This window comes from Actinomadura meyerae, assembly GCF_900188445.1.
GTDB classification, from domain to species: domain Bacteria; phylum Actinomycetota; class Actinomycetes; order Streptosporangiales; family Streptosporangiaceae; genus Spirillospora; species Spirillospora meyerae.
Genome location: NZ_FZOR01000055.1, coordinates 25,951 through 47,266 on the forward strand (window position 1 = coordinate 25,951; position 21,316 = coordinate 47,266).

Here is a 21,316-nt window from a genome sequence, read left to right on the forward strand (position 1 = left end):
CGGCCTGGCTCGTTAGGCTGGCCGGGTGGCTACGAAGACGCGTGACACCTTCCGGCAGGACATGCCCGAACCGCTGCGCCGCGACGTCCGGCTGCTGGGCGCGATGCTCGGCGACGGGCTCGTGGAGTACGGCGGCCAGGACCTGCTGGACGACGTCGAACGGCTCCGCCACGCGGTGATCGCGGCGCGCCGCGGCGAGACGACCGGCGACGAGGTCGCCGCGATCGTCGACGGCTGGACGCTGGAGCGCGCCGGGCAGGTCGCCCGCGCCTTCACCGTGTACTTCCACCTGACGAACCTCGCCGAGGAGCACCACCGCATCCGGACGCTGCGCGAGCGCGACACCGGCGACACCGTCCCGGGGTCGGTGGCCGCCGCGATCGAGCACATCCGCGCGATCGGCGACGGCCGCCCGGAGGAGCTCGTCGCGGGGCTGGAGTTCCGGCCCGTCTTCACCGCGCACCCGACCGAGGCCCGCCGCCGTGCCGTCGTCACCGCGATCCAGCGGATCAGCGACCTGCTGACCCGGCTGAACGACGCGCTCGGCGCGTCGGAGCGGGCCGAGACCGAGCGCCGCCTGCGCGCGGAGATCGACCTGCTGTGGCGGACGGCGCTGCGCCGGCACACCCGGCTCGACCCGCTGGACGAGGTCCGCACCGCGATGGCCGCGTTCGACGAGACGATCTTCCGGGTCGTCCCGCACATCTACCGGTCGCTGGACCGCGCCCTCGACGGCGACCGCACCGGCACCGTGCCCCCGAAGGCCCACCCGTACCTGCGGTTCGGCAGCTGGATCGGCGGCGACCGCGACGGCAACCCCTACGTCACCGCGCAGGTCACCCGGGACGCCGTCATGATCCAGGCCGAGCACGTCCTGCGCGCCCTGGAGAACGCGACCGCGCGGATCGGCCGGGAGCTGACCGTCCACGAGAGCACGACGCCCGCCTCGCCCGGCCTGCTGGAGGCCCTCGCCGCCGCCCGCACCGCCCAGCCGGACCTGATCGACGGGATCGCCAAGCGCTCCCCGGGCGAGCCGCACCGCCAGTTCCTCCTGCACGCCGCCGCCCGCATCGCCGCGACGCGGGAGCGCAACGCCGACCTGGCCTACGCGTCCCCGGACGAGCTGCTCGCCGACCTGCGCGCCGTCCAGGACTCCCTCGCCGCCGCGGGCGCCGTCCGCCAGGCGTACGGGCGCGTCCAGGCGCTGATCTGGCAGGTCGAGACGTTCGGCTTCCACCTCGCCGAGCTGGAGATCCGCCAGCACTCCGAGCTGCACGAGCGGGCACTCGCCGAACTGGGCGACGGAAGTGCCGCCCTCCAGCAGCCGCTCACCACCGGTGGGGGGACGACCCCCCACACCCCCCGGCAACCGCTGAGTGAGATGACCGAGGAGATCCTGGAGACCCTCCGCGTCATCGCCTGGATCCAGCGGCGGTTCGGCGTCCGCGCCTGCCACCGCTACATCGTCTCGTTCACCCGCTCCGCCCAGGACATCGCGAACGTGCACGCGCTCGCCGAGTCCCTCGGCGAGGGGGCGCCCGTGCTGGACGTCATCCCGCTGTTCGAGACCGGCGAGGACCTGGAGCGCGCCCCGGCCGTCCTGGACGGGATGCTGGAGATCCCCGCCGTCCGGCGCCGCCTGGACGAGACCGGGCGCCGCCTGGAGGTCATGCTCGGCTACAGCGACTCCGCCAAGCAGCTCGGCCCCACCAGCGCGACCCTCCGGCTGTACGACACGCAGGAGGCCCTCGCCGCGTGGGCGGCCCGCCACGACATCAAGCTCACCCTGTTCCACGGCCGCGGCGGCTCGCTCGGCCGCGGCGGCGGCCCGGCGAACCGGGCGATCCTCGCGCAGGCCCCCGGCTCGGTCGCGGGCCGGTTCAAGGTCACCGAGCAGGGTGAGGTCATCTTCGCCCGCTACGGCCACCGCGAGATCGCCCGCCGCCACGTCGAGCAGGTGACCAGCGCCATCCTGCTGGCGTCCACCGACCAGGTGCAGGACCGCGCCCGCGAGGCCGCCGCCCGGTTCCGCCCGCTCGCCGACAAGATCAGCGACGCGGCGCGGGCGGCGTTCCGGTCCCTCATCGAGACCCCGGACTTCGCCGTCTGGTTCGCCCGGGTGAGCCCCCTCGAAGAGATCTCCGAGCTGCGCATCGGCTCCCGTCCCGCCCGCCGCAAGGCCGCCCGCGGCCTGGAGGACCTGCGCGCCATCCCCTGGGTGTTCGCCTGGACGCAGACCCGCGTCAACCTGCCCGGCTGGTACGGCCTCGGCAGCGGGCTCGCCGCCGTCTCCGACGACGGCCGCGACCTCACCGCGCTCCGCGAGGCGTACGAGGCGTGGCCGCTGTTCAACACCCTGCTCGACAACGCCGAGATGAGCCTCGCCAAGTCCGACCGGGCGATCGCCGAACGCTACCTGGCACTGGGCGAGCGGCCGGAGCTGTCCGAGACCGTCCTGGCCGAGTACGACCGGACCCGCCGCCTGGTGCTCGCGGTGACCGGCCACGAGCGGCTGCTGGAGAACCGCCGCGTCCTGTCCCGCGCCGTCGAGCTGCGCAACCCGTACGTGGACGCCCTGTCCCACCTGCAACTGAGGGCCCTGAAGGCGCTCCGCGCCGGGGTGGAGAACGACGACGAGCGGGCCCACCTGGAGGACCTGCTCCTGCTCTCGGTCAACGGCGTCGCCGCCGGCCTCCAGAACACCGGCTGACCATGATCAGGCTCGCCACGCGGGACGACCGCCCGCGGATCGAGGAGATCGTCGAGGCCGCGTACGCGCCCTGGGCCGAGGTCATCGGCGCCCGCCCGCTGCCCATGGACGCCGACTACGCGGCCCTGATCGCCGCCGGCCAGGTCTTCGTGACCGGCGGCGATCAGGGCCGCGAAGACACGGACGGTTTGATCGTCCTCGTCCCCGAGGACGGCGCGCTGCTGATCGAGAACGTCGCCGTCGCCCCCGCACGCCACGGCCAGGGCGTCGGCCGCGCCCTGCTGGCCTTCGCCGAGGAGCGCGCCCGCGCGCTGGGACTGCCGCGCCTGCGCCTCTACACCAACGAGCTGATGACCGCGAACATCGCCCTGTACGAGCGCCTCGGCTACCGCGAGACGACCCGCAAGGACGTCGGCGGCCGCAGCATCGTCCACATGGCCAAGACCCTCGACCCGGCTGGAGGCCCCGGTCTGAAGGCTCGGTGAGGACGAGCCGGCGCCGGGACGCCGTCAGCGACCCGTCGCGGGGTCCCGCCAGTTCGGCTTGCGCTTCTCGTTGAAGGCGGCGACGCCCTCGCGGCGGTCGGGGGAGAAGGCGACGGTGCGCCAGGCGTTCTCCTCCAGGTCGAGGCCCGCGTCCAGGCCGACGCCGCCGCCGAGGCGCATGGCGCGCTTCGCGGCGCGGACGGCGGTCGGGGAGTTGCGGGCGATCGCCTCGGCGATGCCGAGGGCCTCCTCGCGGGCCGTGCCGGCGGGGACCTTGCGGTCGGCGAGGCCGTAGGCGAGGGCCTCGTCAACGGCGAGGCGGCGGCCGGTGAAGACCAGGTCGGCGGCCTTGCCGGGGCCGAGGCGGCGCAGCGCGAGCTGGGTGCCGCCGCCCCCGGGGACGAGCCCGACGCCCACCTCCGGCAGCCCGAACACGGCCGTCTCGTCCGCGACGATCATGTCGCAGGACAGCGCGAACTCGCAGCCGCCGCCGAGCGCGTAACCGTGCACGGCCGCGACGACGGGCTGCGGCAGATCGAGCACGCCGCCGAACGCGGCGCGGAAGACGGGGCGCTGCGCGAGGATCTCGTCGTCGCTCATCGCGTTGCGCTCCTTGAGGTCGGCGCCCACGCAGAACGCCTTCTCCCCGGCCGCGCTCAGCACGACCGCGCGGGCCGCCGGGTCCGCGGCGACCTCGGCGCAAACGGCGGCCAGGCGGCGGGCCATCGCCGTCGACAGGGCGTTGAGGGCCTCGGGCCGGTCCAGCACGATCTCCGCGACATGCCCGTCGCGCCGCAGCGTCACTCCATCCATAGCCGCACCCTAACGAGGGCCCGGGGCGCTACCGGACGTCCGGCCCCAAGATCGGGACCGCCATCGGGTTGGATGGAGGCGTGGACTCAGCGTATGGGGATCTCGGACGGCCGCCGCTGCACGAGGGCGCGCTGCGGCGCGCGCTCGTCCGGGAGGGCGGGCTGTGGCGGGAGATCGGAATCGTGGACGAGACCGGCTCCACCAACGCCGACCTCGCGGCCCGGGCCCGGGAGGGCGCGCCGGAGGGGACCGTGCTGGCCACCGAGTGGCAGACGGCGGGCCGGGGCCGCAAGGGCCGGACATGGACGGCGCCGCCGCGGTCCGGGCTGGCGTTCTCCATGCTGGTGCGGCCGGCCGTGCCGGTGCGGCTGCTGGGCTGGGCGTCGCTGCTGACGGGCGTCGCCGTCGCGACCGCCGTCCGGCGGATGACCGCCTGGTCGCAGAAGGGGGAGCGGTTCCTCGGCGAGGGCGCCGACACGGCCGTGGACGCCCGCCTCAAGTGGCCGAACGACGTGCTCGTCGGCGACCGGAAGCTCGCCGGGATCCTCGCCGAGCGGGTGGACGACGCCGTGGTGATCGGGGTGGGGCTGAACGTGGGCCTGCGGGCCGAGGAACTGCCGGTGCCGACCGCGACCTCGCTGGCGATCGAGGGCGCGCCGCTCAGCGACCGGGCGCCGCTGCTGCGCGCGATCCTGCGCGAGTTCGAGACCTGGTACCGGGAGTGGACCGCGCTCGACGGCGATCCGGAGCGCAGCGGCCTGCGCACCGCCTACCGGGACCTGTGCGTGACGCTCGGCCGCGAGGTCCGCGTGGAGATGCCCGGAGAGCGGCGGCTGGCGGGGCTGGCCCGGGACGTGGACGAGACGGGCCGCCTCGTCGTGGAAGAGGGGACGGGCGGCGAGAGCGCGGTCAGTGCCGGCGATGTGGTGCACGTCCGGTGAACCGGGAACGAGGATCCGCGGTCCGGGCGTTGAGCCGAATGCCGATCTGCAACGATGTGGTGGGCGAGTTCCGACTCTTGGGGTTGCTGGTGAGCTGCACCGATATGTCCGGAGATCGAATCATGACGCCGCCGCCACGGCCCCTGGCGGCGGCGGGCTGAGGGGCGGGAGATGGCGGCCGGATTGCCCGATCCGAAGGAGATCGAGGAGCTCCTGCTCGGCGGCGAGCTGCGGTACAACCGCGTCCAGGCCGTCCGGCTGGCCGGGGTCACCCGCGACTTCGCGGGCCGGATCTGGCGGGCGTTCGGCTACCCGTCCATGCCGGACGAGACGATCGCCTACACCGCGGGCGACGTCGCCGCGCTGGACCGGCTCCGCCGGCTCGTCGACGACGGGATCCTGGACGAGGACGGCGTGGTGCGCCTGGTCCGCGCCTACGGGCAGACGATGACGCGGCTCGCGGAGTGGCAGGTCAACCTGCTGCGCGGCATGCTGACCGGCGACCCGAACGAGGCGCCGTCCGCCGAGGCGGTCGACACCGTCGTGGACATCGCCGAGAAGCACATCGGCGAGTTCGAGCCGCTGGTCGTGCACGCGTGGCGGCGGCAGCTCGCGGCGGCCGGCACCCGGGCGCTGGCGGCCGCGGCGAGCCGCGACAACGGCGACTCCGCCGGGCGCCCGATGACCACCGTCGGGTTCGCCGACATGGTGTCCTTCACCCAGGTCAGCCGGGAGCTGGAGGAGATCGAGCTGGCCCGGGTGGTGGAGTGGTTCGAGGAGACCGCCGCCGACATCATCGCCTCCTGCGGCGGCCGGCTGGTGAAGACGCTCGGCGACGAGGTGCTGTTCAGCGCGGAGGCGCCGGAGGTCGGCGCGGAGATCGCGCTGACGATCGCGGCGTCCATCCAGGACGAGACCGAGGTCCCGGACGTCCGGGTCGGCGTGGCCCACGGCCCCGTCCTGCCGCTGATGGGCGACGTGTTCGGGACGACGGTGAACCTCGCCGCCCGGCTCACCTCGCTGGCCCGCCCCGGCTCGGTCGTGATCGACAGCGAGCTGGCGGCGTGCCTGGAGGACGCGCCGGGCTACGAGGTGACGCGGATCGTGCGGCGCCCGGTCCGGGGCCTCGGCATCGTCCAGCCGTTCGTCCTGCGCCGGAAGACGGCGTCCGCGGAGCCGCCGCGGGAGCGGTAGGCGCGGGCCGGGGGGTCAGTAGACGTCCGGGCCGCTCTCGGTCGGCGAGTCGGTGAGGCGCTGCAGGTAGTTCTGCTCGCCCAGCGCCTCGACGAGGCTCAGCTCGGTCTCCAGGTAGTCGATGTGCTCCTCCTCGTCGGCGAGGATGAACTCGAAGAGCCGGGCGGACGTCACGTCGCCGCGCTCGCGCATCATCTGGATGCCGGGACGGAGCCTGGCCACGGCCTCCATCTCGATCTCGAGGTCGGCCTTGAGCTGCTCGAAGATCGTCTGCCCGATCCGCAGCGTGCCGATCTTCTGGTAGTTCGGCAGCCCCTCCAGGAACAGGATCCGGTTGGTGAGCCGCTCCGCGTGCCGCATCTCGTCGAACGACTCGTCGCGGGTGTGCTTGGCCATGCGGAGGAAGCCCCAGTTCTCCTGCATCTTGGAGTGCAGGAAGTACTGGTTGATCGCCGTCAGCTCCGCGGTGAGCTGCTCGTTGAGCAGCGCGATGATCTCTCTGTCGCCTTCCATGGGCCCATGCTCGCATGGCGGCCCGGTTGGGGACAGCACTAACCCCCGCACGGTGCGTGTCCGCCTCGTCGGCGGGGCCGTGCGGGGCCGCGGGATCGCTCAGGCCGCGGTCGGCGAAGCGGCTCCTCCGGCGGTCAGGACGTCCGCCAGTTCGCCGGCCGTCCGGTACTCGCTGACCATGGTGTGGATGCGCTTGGTGCACATGCCGCAGCCGGGCTTGAAGCCGCACGCGGCCTTGACCGCCTTGGCGGTCGTGCAGCCGCTCGCCATGCAGCCGTGGACGTCGTCCTCGGTGACGGCGTTGCAGATGCAGACGTACATGCCGTGGGAGACCTTCCGTGCGGCTGGAACTGGCCCGACGCGCCGCGCCTCGCGGGCACTTAGGGTGCCCTTAATGAGGTTAGGCTCCCCTAACGTAGCTCAGGTATGTCCGTTCTGGCCAGTGGACTCCCGATCGGTGTGATCGAAGCCTCAGGGGGAAGGGCTTCCGGCGTGCGCCGCCGGGCCCGTGCAGCCGCCATGGCGCGGGGCCCGCCGCGGCCTGACGGGAGGCTGGGACAAGTGGCACAGGTTTGGCCGGGCGACGCGTATCCCCTCGGCGCCCGGTTCGACGGCGCGGGGACGAACTTCGCCGTCTTCTCCGAGGCGGCCGAGCGGGTGGAGCTGTGCCTGTTCGACGGGCCGGCGGGCGACGGCGAGGAGACGCGGCTCACGCTGCCCGAGGTGGACGCGTTCGTCTGGCACGGCTACCTGCCGGGCGTCATGCCGGGCAGGCGGTACGGCTACCGGGTCCACGGGCCCTACGATCCGCGCGGCGGGCGGCGCTGCAACCCGACGAAGCTGCTCCTCGACCCGTACGCGCAGGCCGTGGAGGGCGCGGTCGACTGGGACGAGTCGTGCTTCGGCTACGACTTCGGCGACCCGTGGTCGCGCAACGACGCCGACTCGGCCGGCCACACGATGCGGTCGGTGGTCGTCAGCCCGTACTTCGACTGGGGCGACGACCGGCCCCCGCGCATCCCCTACCACGAGACGGTGATCTACGAGGCGCACGTCAAGGGCCTCACCGCGCGGCACCCGGACATCCCCCCGGCGCTGCGCGGCACCTACGCGGGCCTCGCCCACCCGGTCATCACCGATCACCTGCGCTCGATCGGGGTGACGGCGGTGGAGCTGATGCCCGTCCACCAGTTCGTCCACGACGACGCGCTGACGCGGCGGGGCCTGCGCAACTACTGGGGCTACAACACGATCGGGTTCTTCGCGCCGCACAACGAGTACTCCTCGTCCGGTCAGCGGGGCGAGCAGGTCCTGGAGTTCAAGGCGATGGTGAAGGCCCTGCACCAGGCGGGGATGGAGGTGATCCTGGACGTCGTCTACAACCACACCGCCGAGGGCAACCACCTGGGGCCGACCCTGTCGTTCCGGGGCATCGACAACGCGTCCTACTACCGGCTCGCCGACGACGACCCGCGCTACTACACCGACACGACCGGCACCGGGAACAGCCTGCTGATGCGCAGCCCGCACGTCCTTCAGATGATCATGGACTCGCTGCGCTACTGGGTGACCGAGATGCACGTGGACGGGTTCCGGTTCGACCTCGCCGCGACGCTGGCCCGCGAGCTGCACGCGGTCGACCGGCTGTCGGCGTTCTTCGACCTCGTCCAGCAGGACCCGGTGGTCTCCCAGGTGAAGCTCATCGCCGAGCCGTGGGACGTCGGCGAGGGCGGCTACCAGGTGGGCAACTTCCCGCCGCTGTGGACGGAGTGGAACGGCCAGTACCGCGACACGATGCGCGACTACTGGCGGGCGCAGCCGGGCGCCCTGCCCGACTTCGCGTCCCGGCTGACGGGCTCGTCGGACCTGTACGCCGACGACGGCCGCCGCCCGATCGCCTCGATCAACTTCGTGACCTGCCACGACGGGTTCACGCTGCACGACCTCGTCTCCTACGACGGCAAGCACAACGAGGCGAACGGCGAGCACAACCGGGACGGCACCGACGACAACCGGTCGTGGAACTGCGGCCACGAGGGCCCCACCGACGACCTCGACATCGTCGCGCTGCGCGAGCGGCAGAAGCGCAACCTCCTGACCACGCTGTTCCTGTCGCAGGGCGTCCCGATGCTGCTGCACGGCGACGAGATAGGCCGCACCCAGGGCGGCAACAACAACGCCTACTGCCAGGACACCGAGATCTCCTGGGTCGACTGGACGGGCCTCCGCGACGACACGTTCTTCGACGAGCGCGGGCCGATGCTCGACTTCGTCCGGCGCCTGTCCCGGCTGCGCACCGAGCATCCCGTCTTCCGGCGCCGCCGGTTCTTCCTCGGCGACCAGCGGACCAAGCGCGCCCGCAAGGCGGCGCGGCGCATGGGCGAGGCCGAGGCGGAGTCCGCGGAGCTGCCCGACCTGGTGTGGTTCACGCCGGGCGGGCGGGAGATGGCCGACCGGGACTGGTCCGCGGGCTTCAACAAGTCGCTGAACGTGTTCCTCAACGGCGACGCGATCAGCGAGCCCGACCCCCGCGGCCGCCAGGTGCGCGACGACTCGTTCCTGCTGCTGTTCAACGCGCACGAGGGCGACCTGACGTTCACGCTGCCGCCGGCCGTCTACGGGCAGATGTGGATCAAGGTGCTGGACACCGCCGACCCGCTGCTCGCCGAGGAGGAGTCGCCCGTCGTGAAGGCCCGCGAGGACGTCCCGGTCGGCGCCCGCTCGATCCAGGTCCTGCGCCGCGTCTGACCCCATGCGCCCCGAGCCCATGCGCCCCGAACCCGTGCGCCCCGACCCCCTAGAGGAAGCCGTGTCCGAGGACCACCGCCCCGAGAAGGACCAGGCCGACACCCCCCACGACGACCCGCCGGCCGACCCGCCGTCCGGTACCTACCGCCTCCAGCTCCGCGGGACGCCCGAGGGCCGCTTCGGCTTCGCCGAGGCCGCCGCGCTCGCGCCCTACCTGGCGTCCCTCGGCGTGTCGCACGTCTACCTGTCCCCGATCCTGCAGGCCGCGCCGGGCTCCACGCACGGCTACGACGTCGTCGACCACACGCGGCTGTCGGAGGAGCTGGGCGGCGCCGAGGCGTTCGGCGCGATGGCGACCCGGTTCCGGGCGCACGGCCTGCGGCTGCTGGTCGACGCCGTCCCGAACCACATGGCGATCCCGGACCGCCGCGAGCTGAACGCGCCGCTCGCGCGGGTCGTGGAGGACGGTCCCCGCTCGCCGTTCGCGCGCTGGTTCGACGTCGACTGGGACGCGGGCGGCGGCCGGATCGTCCTGCCCGGCGAGGGTGAGCCCAACTACCGGCGGTTCTTCGACATCTCCGGGCTGATCGGGCTCCGCCAGGAGGACCCGGAGGTCTTCCGCCGCACGCACGCGCTGCTGCTCGGCCTGGTCGAGCGGGGCCTGGTGGACGGCCTGCGCATCGACCACCCCGACGGCCTCGCCGATCCGCGCGGCTACCTGCGCCGCCTGGCCGAGGGCGCGCCGGGCCGCTGGCTGCTCGTCGAGAAGATCACCGAGGGGGAGGAGCGGCTGCCCCCGGACTGGCCCTGCGCGGGCACCACCGGCTACGACTCCCTCGGCATGGTCGGCGGGCTGTTCATCGACCCGGCGGGGGAGAAGCCGCTCACCGACTACTACGTCTCCCTGACGGGCAACCCGGCGGAGTTCGAGGAGGTCGAGTACGACTCCCGCCGGCACGCCGCGACGCACGGGCTGAAGCCGGAGATGGACCGGCTCCTGCGCGTCCTCCGCCGGGTGGTGGGCGAGCACCGTCCCGGCATGGAAAGGGCCCTGGTCGAGCTGCTGATCGCCATGCCGGTCTACCGCGCCTACGTCGTGCCGGGGGAGGACGCTCCGCAGCAGGCCGTGGACGTACTGACCGAGGCCGCGGACCGTGCGCGCATCCACCTTCCCGACGAGCTCCACGGCGACCTGGACGCCGTCGTAGACCTCGCTCTGGGGCGGGGTGAGCGCACCGATGCCGAGTTCATCGTGCGGTTCCAGCAGACGTCCGCGCCGCTCGCCGCCAAGGGCGTCGAGGACACCGCGTTCTACCGGTGGAACCGGCTGGCCGCGCTGAACGAGGTGGGCGGCGACCCGGGGCGGTTCTCCGTCAGCCCGGACGACTTCCACGCGTACTGCACCAGGCTCGCCCGCGACTGGCCGCTGACGATGACGACCCTCTCCACGCACGACACCAAGCGCGAGGAGGACGTGCGGGCGTGGCTGGCGGTCGTGGCGGAGATCCCGGACGAGTGGAGGGAAGCCGTGGAGCGCTGGCGGACGTGGGGTCCCGACCCCTCGCCGCTGGAGCCCGACCTTGAGTACCTGCTCTGGCAGACTCTCGTCGGCGCCTGGCCCATCACCCAGGGCCGCCTGGAGGAGTTCCTCATCAAGGCGATGCGCGAGGCGAAGACACGCACGTCCTGGGTCGAGCAGGACACCGACTACGAGAAGGCCGTGCTCGCTTATGCGCGAGGCGTCCTGGCCGATCCCGACCTCATCACCGACATGACGTCGTTCGTCGCCAGGCTGGCCCCCTACGCGCGCGTGAACACGCTGGGGCAGAAGCTCGTCCAGCTGGCCATGCCGGGCGTCCCGGACGTCTACCAGGGCTGCGAGCTGACCGGGCTGGCGCTGGTCGACCCCGACAACCGGCGCCCGGTCGACTACGGGCGGCGCCGCGAGCACCTCGCCCGGCTCGACACCGGCCGCCGCCCGAAGGAGGTCGACGACGAGAAGCTGCTGGTCACCTCGCGGACGCTGCGGCTGCGCCGCGCCCACCCCGACTGGTTCGCGCCCGCCGGGGCCGGGAGCGGGCCGGGAGACCGCGCGGGAAGCCCGTACCGGCCGATCGCGGCGCGCGGGCCGGCGGCCGAGCACCTGATCGGGTTCGCGCGGGGCGGCGCGGTCGCGCTCGCCACCCGGCTGCCGGTGGGGCTGGAACGGCGCGGCGGCTGGGCCGGGACGCGGGTGGACGTCCGCCACCAGGGCTGGCGCGACCTGCTGACCGGCTGCACGCACATGGGCCCCTTCCTGGACGCGGACCGCGTCTTCGAGCACCTGCCCGTCGCGCTGCTCGTCCCCAGGGAGTTCGGTAGTTGAGTACCAGGTTCACGGTGTGGGCACCGGCCGCCGACCGCGCCGAAGTCGTGGTCGGCGGCACGGCCCATCCGATGGAGGCGCGCCCCTCCGGCTGGTGGGAGGCCCATGTCGCCGAGGCCGGCCATGGGACGGACTACGGCTTCGTCCTGGACGGCTCAGGCGAAGTACTGCCCGACCCCCGCTCGCCCTGGCAGCCGGACGGTGTGCACGGCCAGAGCCGGGTCTACGACCACGAACGCTTCGCATGGACCGACCAGCACTGGCACGGCCGTCCACTCCCTGGGAGCGTCCTCTACGAGATGCACGTCGGCACCTTCACGCCAGAGGGGACGTTCGACGCCGCCGCCGGGCACCTCGACCATCTGGTGGCGCTCGGCATAGACGCGGTGGAGTTGCTGCCCGTCGCGTCCTTCCCCGGACGGCACGGATGGGGGTACGACGGTGTGCACCTCTGGGCGCCCCACGAGCCCTACGGCGGCCCAGACGGCCTGAAGCGCTTCGTTGACGCCGCCCACGCGCGCGGCCTGGCCGTCATCCTCGACGTCGTCTACAACCACCTGGGCCCGGACGGTAACCGCCTGGGCAGTTTCGGTCCGTACTTCACCAGCGCCCACGCCACGCCCTGGGGCGACGCGGTGAACTTCGACCAGGAAGGTTCGGACGAGGTTCGCGCGTTCGTCGTGGAGAACGCGCTGATGTGGCTGCGCGACTACCACTTCGACGGGCTGCGCCTCGACGCCGTCCACGCCATCACCGACCACAGCGCGACGCACATCCTCGAAGAGCTGGGACGCGCGGTGGCGGCGGAATCCGCCCACCTTGGGCGGCAGCTCTTCCTCATCGCCGAATCCGACCTGAACGACCCGCGCCTGGTGACGTCCAGGGAGGCCGGCGGCTACGGCCTGGACGCGCAGTGGAGCGACGACTTCCACCACGCCCTGCACGCGGCTCTCACCGGTGAACGGCAGGGCTACTACTGCGACTTCGGCTCCCTGGAAACGCTGAAGAAGGCCCTTACCAGAGTCTTCGTCCATGACGGGACCATGTCGACCTACCGGGGGCGGCGCCACGGGCGGCCGGTGAACGTCCGGGAAACCCCCGCACACCGTTTCCTCGGTTTTCTGCAGAACCACGACCAAGTCGGCAACCGCGCCTCGGGCGACCGCATCGGCGCGCTCTTGCCGTCGCCAGGGCTGCTCAAAGTGGGTGCGGCACTGCTTTTGCTCGCGCCCTTCACGCCGATGCTGTTCATGGGGGAGGAGTGGGGCGCGTCCACCCCCTGGTGCTACTTCACCGACCACCGCGATCCGGAGCTGGCCCGCGCCGTCAGCGAGGGGCGGCGGCGGGAGTTCGCGCGGCACGGCTGGGCGGGCGGGGTCCCCGATCCACAGGCTGTGGACACCTTCCGCCGCTCCGTCCTCGACTGGACCGAGCCGGACGACCCGTACCACGCTGACCTGCTCGAATGGCATCGCAGCCTGATCGCGCTGCGCCGCCGCGAGCCCGAGCTGAACGATCCCCGGCTGACCGCGACCCGGGTCGAGACGAGCGGCCGGGACGGCGAGGACGGCGGGGACCCGGCGCGCTGGCTGGTGATGTGGCGCGGCGGGATCGGCGTGGCGGCGAACCTCGGGGATGTGCCCGTCGTCCTCCCGGCGGGGGCGGCCGGCGGGCCGCCCCGGCTGCTGCTCGCGTCGGATCCGGCGATTCACCTCGACCCCGGCGGACTCGGCGATTCCGGAAGGGCCACCGTCGCGCTGCCCGCGGCCTCGGTCGCGATTTTTCGCTGACGGATGATCGCCTCTATTGCGGCGTAGATACGGGTACCGCCGTATTTGTCGTGTTCGACAATGTACTACGAGTGGCAAACCGCAGGTCAAGAGCGCGGCGGCAGCCCGGTAATGGTCAAGAATGGTCATACGATCGGTTCATGACCTCAGTACTGCTCGCCGAGGACGACACGTCCATCTCCGAGCCTCTCGCCCGCGCGCTGCGTCGCGAGGGGTACACCGTCGAAGTAAGCCCGGACGGCCCGCAGGCGCTGGAGCGGGCGCTCGGCGGCGGGGTTGACCTGATCGTCCTCGATCTCGGCCTGCCCGAACTGGACGGCCTCGAGGTGGCCCGCCGGGTGCGGGCCGAGGGGCACGGCGTGCCCATCCTGATCCTGACCGCCCGGGCCGACGAGGTCGACACCGTCGTCGGGCTCGACGCGGGCGCCGACGACTACGTGACCAAGCCGTTCCGGCTGGCCGAGCTGCTCGCGCGGGTGCGGGCGCTGCTGCGCCGGGGCAGCACCGAGACCCCGATCGTCCAGGGGGTGCGGATCGACGCCGAGTCGCGCCGCGCCTGGATGGGCGACCAGGAGCTCCAGCTGACCACCAAGGAGTTCGACCTGCTGCGGGTGCTCGTCCGCGACGCCGGCAAGGTCGTGACCCGCGAACAGATCATGCGCGAGGTGTGGGACACCAACTGGTGGGGTTCCACCAAGACCCTCGACATGCACATTTCCTGGCTGCGCCGCAAGCTCGGCGACGACGCCGGCAGTCCCCGCTACATCACCACGGTGCGGGGCGTCGGCTTCCGGTTCGAGCGCGGCGACTAGCACCGGCCGCCGCGGCCGGGCGGGACGACCGGGGGCCTTCCCGAGGGGCCCCCGGCAGAGTGCCGTGCCGTCCGCGGCCCCACCCCTAAGGAGCCCTGATGAGGCGCCGACTCCTCCTGTCGACGCTCGCGGTGGCGGTGGTCGCGATCCTCCTGCTCGGCATACCCCTCGCCTACGCCGCCCACAAACTCGTCTACGAGGAGGCCGGCCGGTCGCTCGACCGGGAGGCGTCCTCCATCGCGGGCAGTGTCGGCTACAGCCTGGAGAAACCGCAGCCCGTCACCGGTGCGATCATCGCCCGCGAGTACCCCGGCCGGCAGGTCACCGTCACGCTGCCGGACGGCCGCACCCTCAACGCCGGGCCGCCGCGCCGCGGCCCCGTCCTCAGCGCCACCGCCGCGCACGGCGCGGTCCGGGTCCGGGTGTCGCGCCCGGAGTCGGAGGTCCGCGACGCCGCGCTCCGGCTGATCCTGCTGATCGCCAGCCTGGCGCTGCTCGGCGTCGCCGTCACCGTCGGCCTGGCGATGGTCCAGGCCCGCAGGTTCATGCTGCCGCTGCGCGAGCTCGCCGAGACCGCCGACCGGCTCGGCAGCGGCAACGCCCGGCCCCGCCCCCGCCGCTACGGCATCCCGGAGATCGACCAGGTCGCCGAGGTGCTGGACCGCAGCGCCGTCCGCATCACCGACCTCGTCGTCGCCGGCCGCCAGTTCGCCACCGACGCCAGCCACCAGCTCCGCACGCCGCTCACCGCGCTGTCGATGCGGCTGGAGGAGATGATCGAGGCCGCCGAGTACCCCGACGTCGTCCGCGAGGAGGGCGCCGCGGCGGTCGCGCAGACCGAGCGGCTCGTCGCGGTCGTCGAGCAGCTGCTCGCCCGCGCCCGGCACGACCCGACCGGCGGCGCCGTCCCGTCCCCGATCGACGAGATCATCGCCCAGCAGGTCAAGGAGTGGCGGCCGAGCTTCCGCAAGGCGGGCCGGGACGTCCGGATCGTCGGCGAGCAGGGCCTCATCGGCCTGACCAACCCCGAGGGGCTCTCGCAGATCCTCGCGACCCTGCTGGAGAACTCGCTCACCCACGGCGCCGGGGCCGTCACGATCAACACCAAGCCGGGCGCCGGGTCGGTGGTGGTCGAGATCGGCGACGAGGGCCCCGGGATCCCGGCCGAGCTGGAGCCCCGCATCTTCGACCGCAGCGTCAGCGGCGGCCACGGCACCGGCCTCGGCCTCTACCTGGCCCGCTCGCTCGCCGTGGTGGACGGCGGCCGCCTCGAACTGATCCAGGCCCGTCCCGCCGTGTTCGGGGTCTTCCTGCGGCTCCCCGCCGAGGCCCGCCTGGCCGCCGAACGGGTGGTCATGGGCCCCGCCTGACCAAAGGAGGGCCTGACCAGGGGGCGGGCGGGCCGCTCAGATCTCGGCGTAGTCCTCGCTGTGCGCGTCGAGGGGGTGGCCCAGCCGCGGGGAGCCGTTCGCGCGGTGGACGCCGGGCGCCTGCGGGCCGGCGAGCGGCGCGGACCCGGCGGCGGGCGCCTCGGGCAGGCCGGACGCCGGGTCGACCGCCGGCGCGCTCGACGGCAGGAACACCCACTTCTTGTACGACCAGAAGCGGAACAGCGTCGCGACGCCGGTGCCGATGACCAGCGCGATGTTGTAGAAGACGGCCCCGTCCAGCTTGAGGACGTAGTGCGAGAAGCCGATGAACAGCTCGGTGATGACCAGCCCGACGCCGTTCAGCGCGAAGAACAGCACGTACTCGCGGCCGAGCCCGGTGCGGTCGCGGTGCCGGAACGTCCAGTACCGGTTCGCCAGGTAGGAGAACGTCGTCGCGATGATCGTCGCGACGCCGTTGGAGGTCAGCGGGCCGACGCCCATCCCGGTGTGCAGGCCGTTGCCGATCGCGACCGTGATGACGAACGCGATCGCGCCCACACTGCCGAACTTGGCGAGCTCGCGCACGAGGTGCGCGAACCGCCGATGGAGTTTGGCGACCAGGCTCACGAAGGGGAACCGTCCTTCCGGACTTCGTCGAACGCCACGGCCGACGGCGCGGCGGCTGATGCGGAGGCATCACGAGAATAGACGCCCGTCGCTCCGGAGACGTCGGAACATGAACGTTTCGCGCTGTCCAGGCGTTCCTTGCCCATTGTCGCGACCCCCACACCCGTGTGACGCCGGCGGCCGGGGATTCGTTCGCCCCGATCGGCCGATAGCCTTCTGACGTGAGCGTTCCACCGCGTTTCCCCAGGGGGGACGACCCCCGGCCCCCCGCGTCCCGGCCCGATCCGGGCGGCATGCCCGTCGTCGGGATGGCGGGCGGCGGCCAGCTGGCCCGGATGACCCAGCAGGCCGCGATCGCGCTCGGCGTGCCGCTGCGCGTCCTCGCCGGAGGGCCGGACGAGTCGGCGGCCAAGGTCGTGTCCGACGTCCGGGTGGGGGACGACCGGTCCCTCGACGACCTGCTGGCCTTCGCCAAGGGCTGCGACGTCGTGACCTTCGACCACGAGCACGTCCCGGGTGCGCACATCCGGGCGGTGGCGGAGTCGGGCGTCCCGTGCCGGCCGGGCGCGGAGGCCCTCGCCCACGCGCAGGACAAGCTCGTCATGCGGGAGCGGCTCAGCGCCCTCGGCGTCCCGTGCCCCGCGTACGCGCCCGTGCCCGCCGCGGACCCCGCCGCGTTCCTGGCGGAGTTCGGCCGCGAGCACGGCTGGCCGCTCGTCCTCAAGGCGACCCGCGGCGGCTACGACGGCAAGGGCGTCTGGATCGTGGACGAGCCGTCCGGCCAGGTGGAGCGGCTCCTCGCCGAGGGCGTCGACCTGCTGGTCGAGCAGCACGTCCCGTTCCGGCGGGAGCTGGCCGCGCTCGTCGCGCGCTCCCCCTACGGGCAGGGCGCCGCGTACCCGATCGTGGAGACCGTCCAGGAGGGCGGCATCTGCACCGAGGTGATCGCGCCCGCCCCCGGCCTGACCGACGACCTGGCCGCCGAGGCGCAGGGCCTCGCCCTGCGCGTCGCCGAGGAGCTGGGCGTCGTCGGGCTGCTGGCGGTCGAGCTGTTCGAGACCGACGGCGGGCTGCTCGTGAACGAGCTGGCGATGCGCCCGCACAACTCCGGGCACTGGACGATCGAGGGCGCCCGGACGTCGCAGTTCGAGCAGCACCTGCGGGCCGTCCTCGACCTGCCGCTCGGCTCCACCGCGCCGACCGCCCCGTACACGGTCATGGCGAACGTCCTCGGCGGCGACGACCCGGACGTCTACGCCCGCTACATCCACGTGATGGCCCACGACCCGGGCGTCAAGGTCCACATGTACGGCAAGGAGTCGCGTCCCGGCCGCAAGATCGGCCATGTGACGGCGCTCGGCACCGATCTCGACGAGGTCCGCGAACGGGCCCGGCATGCCGCCGGGTACCTGCGGTGGGGGACCGCGATGAAGGAGCACCAATGAGCGCACCAATGAGCGAAGCGGTCGTCGGTGTGGTGATGGGCAGTGACTCCGACTGGCCCGTCATGGAGGGCGCCGCGCAGGCGCTGGCGGAGTTCGGCGTCCCCTACGAGGCCGACGTCGTGTCGGCGCACCGCATGCCGCACGACATGATCGCCTACGGGGAGGAGGCGGCCGGCCGCGGCCTGCGCGTGATCATCGCGGGCGCGGGCGGCGCCGCGCACCTGCCCGGCATGCTGGCGGCGGTGACGCCGCTGCCGGTGATCGGCGTCCCGGTTCCGCTGAAGTACCTCGACGGCATGGACTCGCTGCTGTCGATCGTGCAGATGCCCGCGGGCGTCCCGGTCGCGACGGTCGCGGTCGGCGCGGCCCGCAACGCGGGCCTCCTGGCCGTCCGCATCCTGGCCGCGTCCGACGAGGGGCTGCGGGCCAAGATGGAGGTCTTCCAGAAGGACCTCTACGGCCAGGCGAAGGCCAAGGGCGCCCGCCTCCGCGAAAAGCTCTAGCGTTCCAGGCGGTTCATTCGAGCTCTGCGCCGAAGGGCATTGGGGCCCGCGAAAGTGATGTTGGGGCCTTAGGGCCCTGGGGGCCCGGACGCCATTCTCCGTACATTTTTCTCCATCGATCGGGTGCAGGTAAGAAAGCCCGTCAATGGAAGGAATGTGGAGATGGACGAGCAGAGCACCGAGCCGCGCAAGCCGTCGCGGCGCCGTGCCGTGATCGCGGCGGCGGTGGGCGTCACCGCGCTGAGCAGTGCCATCGTCGGCGGCTGGGCCGTGAGCGGTCAGTCGGAGTCCGGGCAGGTCGGGAAGGTCTCCGCGGTGTCCGGTCAGCAGGCGCCCACCGCCGTGCTCGGCGGAACCGAGGCGGGCACCGGAACCGAGGCGGGCACCGGGACCGAGGCGGGCACCGGGACCGGGACGGAGACCGGAACCAAGACGGAGGCCGGCACGGGGGCCGCGGCGGGTGCCGGGGCCGCCCGCAGCGCCGGCAGCGCCGGAAGCAAGGGGACCAAGGCGGCGAAGGCCAAGAAGGAGAAGTGCAACACGGTCGACCGGTACATCAACTCCACCACCATTCCGAAATACGAATGGCACTCGACCGTCAAGTACTGCTGGACCGGCAAGAAGGTGCGGATCGTCCGGGCGAGCAGCTACCTGAAGAAGGCGGGCTTCAACGTCAAGGAGCAGCCGAAGGCGAACCGCATCGTCTTCAACAAGAACCACTCCGCCGTGACGGTGATGATCAGCGCGGACGTGATCCGGCCGAACCCGTGGACCGAGGTCGTCCGGCACCCCAAGGTCCAGTACCGCATGTGGGCGGTCAACGGGGCCCACACCTACAAGATCATCACGAACGAGGCGTAGCCGGCCGGCGGCCCCCGAGCGCGGTCGGGGGCCGCCGCCGCGCGGCGCGGAGGGCCGCCGCCGCGTCAAGCTCTGTGGCTTCGATCACCGCGGCTCTAGCGGGTCTAGCGGCGCAGGGCCCATTCGACGGCGGGGCAGCGGTTCATGACGACGTCGAGCCCGGCGTCCTTCGCGCGCCGGGCCGCCGCCTCGTCGATCACGTCGAGCGGCAGCCAGACGGCCTTCGCGCCGGCCGCGATCGCCGCGTCCACCGCCTCACCGGCGTGCTCGGCGCGCCGGTAGACGCCGACCACGTCCACCTTCTCCGGGACGTCGGCGAGCGAGGCGTAGCCCCGCTCGCCGAGCACCTCACGGCCCGCCGGGTGGACGGGGATGATCCGCTTCCCGCGCTGCTGCATCAGCCGCGCCTGGGTGTAGACCTCGCGGTCGGGGTTGTCGCCGAGCCCGACGAAGGCCCACGTCCCGCTGTCGTTCAGCAGCCGCCGGATCACGTCCTGGTCGGCGAATTCGTCTGCCATGTCCACGACAACAGTGCCCGCGATCCTTTACTTCCCCTGTGCCGGGCGCGGCGGGCGGTCAGGGGCGGCCGAGGGCGCGGTAGTTCCAGCCCGCCGCGCGCCACCGCTCCGGGTCGAGGGCGTTGCGGCCGTCCACGATGTTGCGTTCGGCGACGGCCTCGGCGAGGGCGGCCGGGTCCATGCCGCGGAACTCCGGCCATTCGGTCAGCAGCAGGACGACGTGCGCGTCCCGGGCCGCCGACAGGGCCGAGTCGCCGTACTCCAGGGTGGGCTGGGCGCGGCGCGCGTTCCGCATGGCCTGCGGGTCGTACACGGTGACCTTGGCGCCCTGCGCCCGGATCGAGGCGGCCACGTCCAGCGCGGGGGAGTCGCGGACGTCGTCGGAGTTCGGTTTGAACGCGGCGCCGAGGACGCCGACCGTCCGCCCGGCGAAGGAGCCGCCGAGCAGCTGCCGGGCGAGGTCCACCATCCGGATCCGGCGCCGGATGTTGATCTCGTCGACCTCGCGCAGGAACGTCAGCGCCTGGTCGGCGCCGAGCTCGCCCGCGCGGGCCATGAAGGCCCGGATGTCCTTGGGCAGGCAGCCGCCGCCGAAGCCGAGCCCGGGGCCGAGGAACTTGCCGCCGATCCGGTCGTCGTAGGACAGCGCCTCGGAGAGCTTCGTCACATCGGCGTGCGCGGCCTCGCAGACCTCCGCCATCGCGTTGATGAACGAGATCTTGGTGGCGAGGAAGGCGTTGGCCGAGACCTTCACGAGCTCGGCGGTGGCGAAGTCGGCGGTGATGAACGGCGTGCCCTCGGCGATCATCGTCCGGTAGATCTCGCGGAGCACCTTCTCGGCGTGCTCGGCCGCGCCCTGCTCGGCGGGCAGCCCCGCCACGATCCGGTCGGGGTGCAGGGTGTCCTGGACGGCGAACCCCTCGCGGAGGAACTCGGGGTTCCAGGCGAGCACGGCGTCGCCGCCGACCGGCGCGATCCGGGCGATGGTCTCGGCGAGCCTGGCGGCCGTCCCGACCGGCACGGTCGACTTGCCCACGATCAGGCAGGGCCGGTTCAGCAGCGGCGCGAGCGAGGCGACGGCGTCGTCCACGTAGCGCATGTCGGCCGCGTACTCGCCGGCCTTCTGCGGCGTCCCGACGCAGAGGAAGTGGACGTCGCCGAACTCGGCGGCCTCCTTGTAGGACGTCGTGAACCGCAGCCGCCCCGTCTCCAGGCCCCGGCGCAGCACGGGCTCCAGGCCGGGTTCGTAGAACGGCAGGTCACCTGCGGCGAGCCGCGCGATCCGCTCGGCGTCCACGTCGAGCCCGAGCACCTCGAACCCGAGGTCGGCCATGCAGGCCGCGTGGGTGGCGCCCAGATAGCCCGTTCCGATGACCGTCAGCCGGTGGGTCAAGACCCGCTCCCTTCGATTCGCCGTCGCCGACTAGCGGCCTCTCCTGCAACGTGCCCACTGCGGGCCCGTACCTGCTCCGCCCGCCGGTCCCTACTGGCGGGTAGCATCTGCGGCATGAGTTCTGACTTTCCCACGTACGCGCCGTCGGAGGAGCATGAGCTGCTGCGGCGGACGGTGCGCGAGCTGGCGGAGGCCAAGATCGCTCCTTTCGCGGCGGAGGTGGACGAG

18 protein-coding genes are annotated in these 21,316 nt (G+C 72.8%); 12 read left to right on the forward strand and 6 right to left on the reverse strand.

The annotated features are described in order from the left end of the window. Positions 1-61: 61 nt before the first annotated feature. Together CHF16_RS35550 and CHF16_RS35555 are read left to right on the forward strand one after the other, a co-directional pair. Positions 62-2,710, forward strand: coding sequence for a phosphoenolpyruvate carboxylase (locus tag CHF16_RS35550; protein ID WP_089330594.1), 2,649 nt, complete (start codon positions 62-64; stop codon positions 2,708-2,710). A gap of 2 nt (positions 2,711-2,712) precedes the next feature. Next, positions 2,713-3,195, forward strand: a complete 483-nt coding sequence (locus tag CHF16_RS35555) for a GNAT family N-acetyltransferase (RefSeq protein ID WP_089330576.1) — start codon at positions 2,713-2,715, stop codon at positions 3,193-3,195. Positions 3,196-3,219: 24 nt separating this feature from the next. Here CHF16_RS35555 and CHF16_RS35560 read toward each other — a convergent pair whose 3' ends face one another. Beyond that, positions 3,220-4,008 carry an enoyl-CoA hydratase/isomerase family protein gene (locus tag CHF16_RS35560; RefSeq protein ID WP_089330577.1) on the reverse strand — a complete coding sequence of 263 codons (789 nt, stop codon included), beginning with the start codon at positions 4,006-4,008 and terminating at the stop codon, positions 3,220-3,222. Between the two features lie 80 nt (positions 4,009-4,088). Here CHF16_RS35560 and CHF16_RS35565 point away from each other — a divergent pair, with 80 nt between their 5' ends. Then, on the forward strand, positions 4,089-4,949 hold the full coding sequence (locus CHF16_RS35565; protein ID WP_089330578.1) for a biotin--[acetyl-CoA-carboxylase] ligase: 861 nt from the start codon (positions 4,089-4,091) through the stop codon (positions 4,947-4,949). A 171-nt stretch (positions 4,950-5,120) separates the two neighbouring features. Beyond that, complete coding sequence (locus CHF16_RS35570; protein ID WP_089330579.1) at positions 5,121-6,143, forward strand: adenylate/guanylate cyclase domain-containing protein; 1,023 nt, start codon at positions 5,121-5,123, stop codon at positions 6,141-6,143. A gap of 15 nt (positions 6,144-6,158) precedes the next feature. On the opposite strand, the gene bfr is transcribed toward CHF16_RS35570, so the two are convergent. Together bfr and CHF16_RS35580 are read right to left on the reverse strand one after the other, a co-directional pair. Next, entirely contained in the window at positions 6,159-6,656 is a 498-nt protein-coding gene (bfr, locus tag CHF16_RS35575; RefSeq protein WP_089330580.1) for a bacterioferritin, read from the reverse strand. A gap of 99 nt (positions 6,657-6,755) precedes the next feature. Further along, positions 6,756-6,977: a (2Fe-2S)-binding protein gene (locus CHF16_RS35580; protein WP_089330581.1), complete on the reverse strand. Its 222-nt coding sequence runs from the start codon at positions 6,975-6,977 to the stop codon at positions 6,756-6,758. A gap of 240 nt (positions 6,978-7,217) precedes the next feature. On the opposite strand from CHF16_RS35580, the gene glgX reads away from it, so the two are divergent. From glgX to CHF16_RS35605, 5 genes are all read left to right on the forward strand, one after another. After that, the gene (gene glgX, locus CHF16_RS35585) at positions 7,218-9,404 is read left to right on the forward strand and encodes a glycogen debranching protein GlgX (RefSeq protein ID WP_179271860.1); all 2,187 of its coding nucleotides are present in this window, start codon (positions 7,218-7,220) and stop codon (positions 9,402-9,404) included. A 61-nt stretch (positions 9,405-9,465) separates the two neighbouring features. Then, on the forward strand, positions 9,466-11,769 hold the full coding sequence (treY, locus tag CHF16_RS35590; RefSeq protein ID WP_245869739.1) for a malto-oligosyltrehalose synthase: 2,304 nt from the start codon (positions 9,466-9,468) through the stop codon (positions 11,767-11,769). Beyond that, positions 11,766-13,559, forward strand: a complete 1,794-nt coding sequence (gene treZ, locus CHF16_RS35595) for a malto-oligosyltrehalose trehalohydrolase (protein ID WP_089330582.1) — start codon at positions 11,766-11,768, stop codon at positions 13,557-13,559. Before treY ends, treZ begins: the two co-directional genes overlap by 4 nt. A gap of 140 nt (positions 13,560-13,699) precedes the next feature. Next, positions 13,700-14,371: a response regulator transcription factor gene (locus CHF16_RS35600; RefSeq protein ID WP_019629095.1), complete on the forward strand. Its 672-nt coding sequence runs from the start codon at positions 13,700-13,702 to the stop codon at positions 14,369-14,371. Positions 14,372-14,469: 98 nt separating this feature from the next. Continuing rightward, positions 14,470-15,741 (forward strand): ATP-binding protein, encoded by a 1,272-nt coding sequence (locus CHF16_RS35605; RefSeq protein WP_089330583.1) that lies wholly within the window; start codon positions 14,470-14,472, stop codon positions 15,739-15,741. A gap of 36 nt (positions 15,742-15,777) precedes the next feature. On the opposite strand, the gene CHF16_RS35610 is transcribed toward CHF16_RS35605, so the two are convergent. After that, entirely contained in the window at positions 15,778-16,368 is a 591-nt protein-coding gene (locus CHF16_RS35610; protein ID WP_089330584.1) for a GtrA family protein, read from the reverse strand. Positions 16,369-16,661: 293 nt separating this feature from the next. Between CHF16_RS35610 and CHF16_RS35615 the strand changes: the two genes are divergently transcribed. The 3 genes from CHF16_RS35615 to CHF16_RS40665 all read left to right on the forward strand — a co-directional run bounded on the left by CHF16_RS35615 (position 16,662) and on the right by CHF16_RS40665 (position 19,177). Next, on the forward strand, positions 16,662-17,813 hold the full coding sequence (locus tag CHF16_RS35615; protein WP_089330585.1) for a 5-(carboxyamino)imidazole ribonucleotide synthase: 1,152 nt from the start codon (positions 16,662-16,664) through the stop codon (positions 17,811-17,813). Between the two features lie 8 nt (positions 17,814-17,821). Further along, positions 17,822-18,316 (forward strand): 5-(carboxyamino)imidazole ribonucleotide mutase, encoded by a 495-nt coding sequence (purE, locus tag CHF16_RS35620; RefSeq protein ID WP_089330586.1) that lies wholly within the window; start codon positions 17,822-17,824, stop codon positions 18,314-18,316. A 162-nt stretch (positions 18,317-18,478) separates the two neighbouring features. Then, on the forward strand, positions 18,479-19,177 hold the full coding sequence (locus tag CHF16_RS40665; protein ID WP_089330587.1) for a hypothetical protein: 699 nt from the start codon (positions 18,479-18,481) through the stop codon (positions 19,175-19,177). Positions 19,178-19,281: 104 nt separating this feature from the next. Here the strand turns inward: CHF16_RS40665 and CHF16_RS35630 are convergent, their stop codons facing one another. Both CHF16_RS35630 and CHF16_RS35635 read right to left on the reverse strand, forming a co-directional pair. After that, positions 19,282-19,695 carry a CoA-binding protein gene (locus CHF16_RS35630; protein WP_089330597.1) on the reverse strand — a complete coding sequence of 138 codons (414 nt, stop codon included), beginning with the start codon at positions 19,693-19,695 and terminating at the stop codon, positions 19,282-19,284. A 58-nt stretch (positions 19,696-19,753) separates the two neighbouring features. Beyond that, positions 19,754-21,088 (reverse strand): UDP-glucose dehydrogenase family protein, encoded by a 1,335-nt coding sequence (locus CHF16_RS35635; protein ID WP_089330588.1) that lies wholly within the window; start codon positions 21,086-21,088, stop codon positions 19,754-19,756. Between the last annotated feature and the right edge of the window lie 228 nt (positions 21,089-21,316).

What these genes read in the sequence shown, in the direction of transcription:
- CHF16_RS35605 (WP_089330583.1), top strand. Translation starts at nt 14,470, where the DNA reads ATGAGGCGCCGACTCCTCCTGTCGACGCTCGCGGTGGCGGTGGTCGCG.
- CHF16_RS35630 (WP_089330597.1), bottom strand. Translation starts at nt 19,695, where the DNA reads ATGGCAGACGAATTCGCCGACCAGGACGTGATCCGGCGGCTGCTGAAC.
- purE (WP_089330586.1), top strand. Translation starts at nt 17,822, where the DNA reads ATGAGCGAAGCGGTCGTCGGTGTGGTGATGGGCAGTGACTCCGACTGG.
- CHF16_RS40665 (WP_089330587.1), top strand. Translation starts at nt 18,479, where the DNA reads ATGGACGAGCAGAGCACCGAGCCGCGCAAGCCGTCGCGGCGCCGTGCC.
- CHF16_RS35570 (WP_089330579.1), top strand. Translation starts at nt 5,121, where the DNA reads ATGGCGGCCGGATTGCCCGATCCGAAGGAGATCGAGGAGCTCCTGCTC.
- CHF16_RS35600 (WP_019629095.1), top strand. Translation starts at nt 13,700, where the DNA reads ATGACCTCAGTACTGCTCGCCGAGGACGACACGTCCATCTCCGAGCCT.
- CHF16_RS35555 (WP_089330576.1), top strand. Translation starts at nt 2,713, where the DNA reads ATGATCAGGCTCGCCACGCGGGACGACCGCCCGCGGATCGAGGAGATC.
- CHF16_RS35580 (WP_089330581.1), bottom strand. Translation starts at nt 6,977, where the DNA reads ATGTACGTCTGCATCTGCAACGCCGTCACCGAGGACGACGTCCACGGC.
- CHF16_RS35560 (WP_089330577.1), bottom strand. Translation starts at nt 4,008, where the DNA reads ATGGATGGAGTGACGCTGCGGCGCGACGGGCATGTCGCGGAGATCGTG.
- CHF16_RS35550 (WP_089330594.1), top strand. Translation starts at nt 62, where the DNA reads ATGCCCGAACCGCTGCGCCGCGACGTCCGGCTGCTGGGCGCGATGCTC.
- bfr (WP_089330580.1), bottom strand. Translation starts at nt 6,656, where the DNA reads ATGGAAGGCGACAGAGAGATCATCGCGCTGCTCAACGAGCAGCTCACC.
- CHF16_RS35615 (WP_089330585.1), top strand. Translation starts at nt 16,662, where the DNA reads ATGCCCGTCGTCGGGATGGCGGGCGGCGGCCAGCTGGCCCGGATGACC.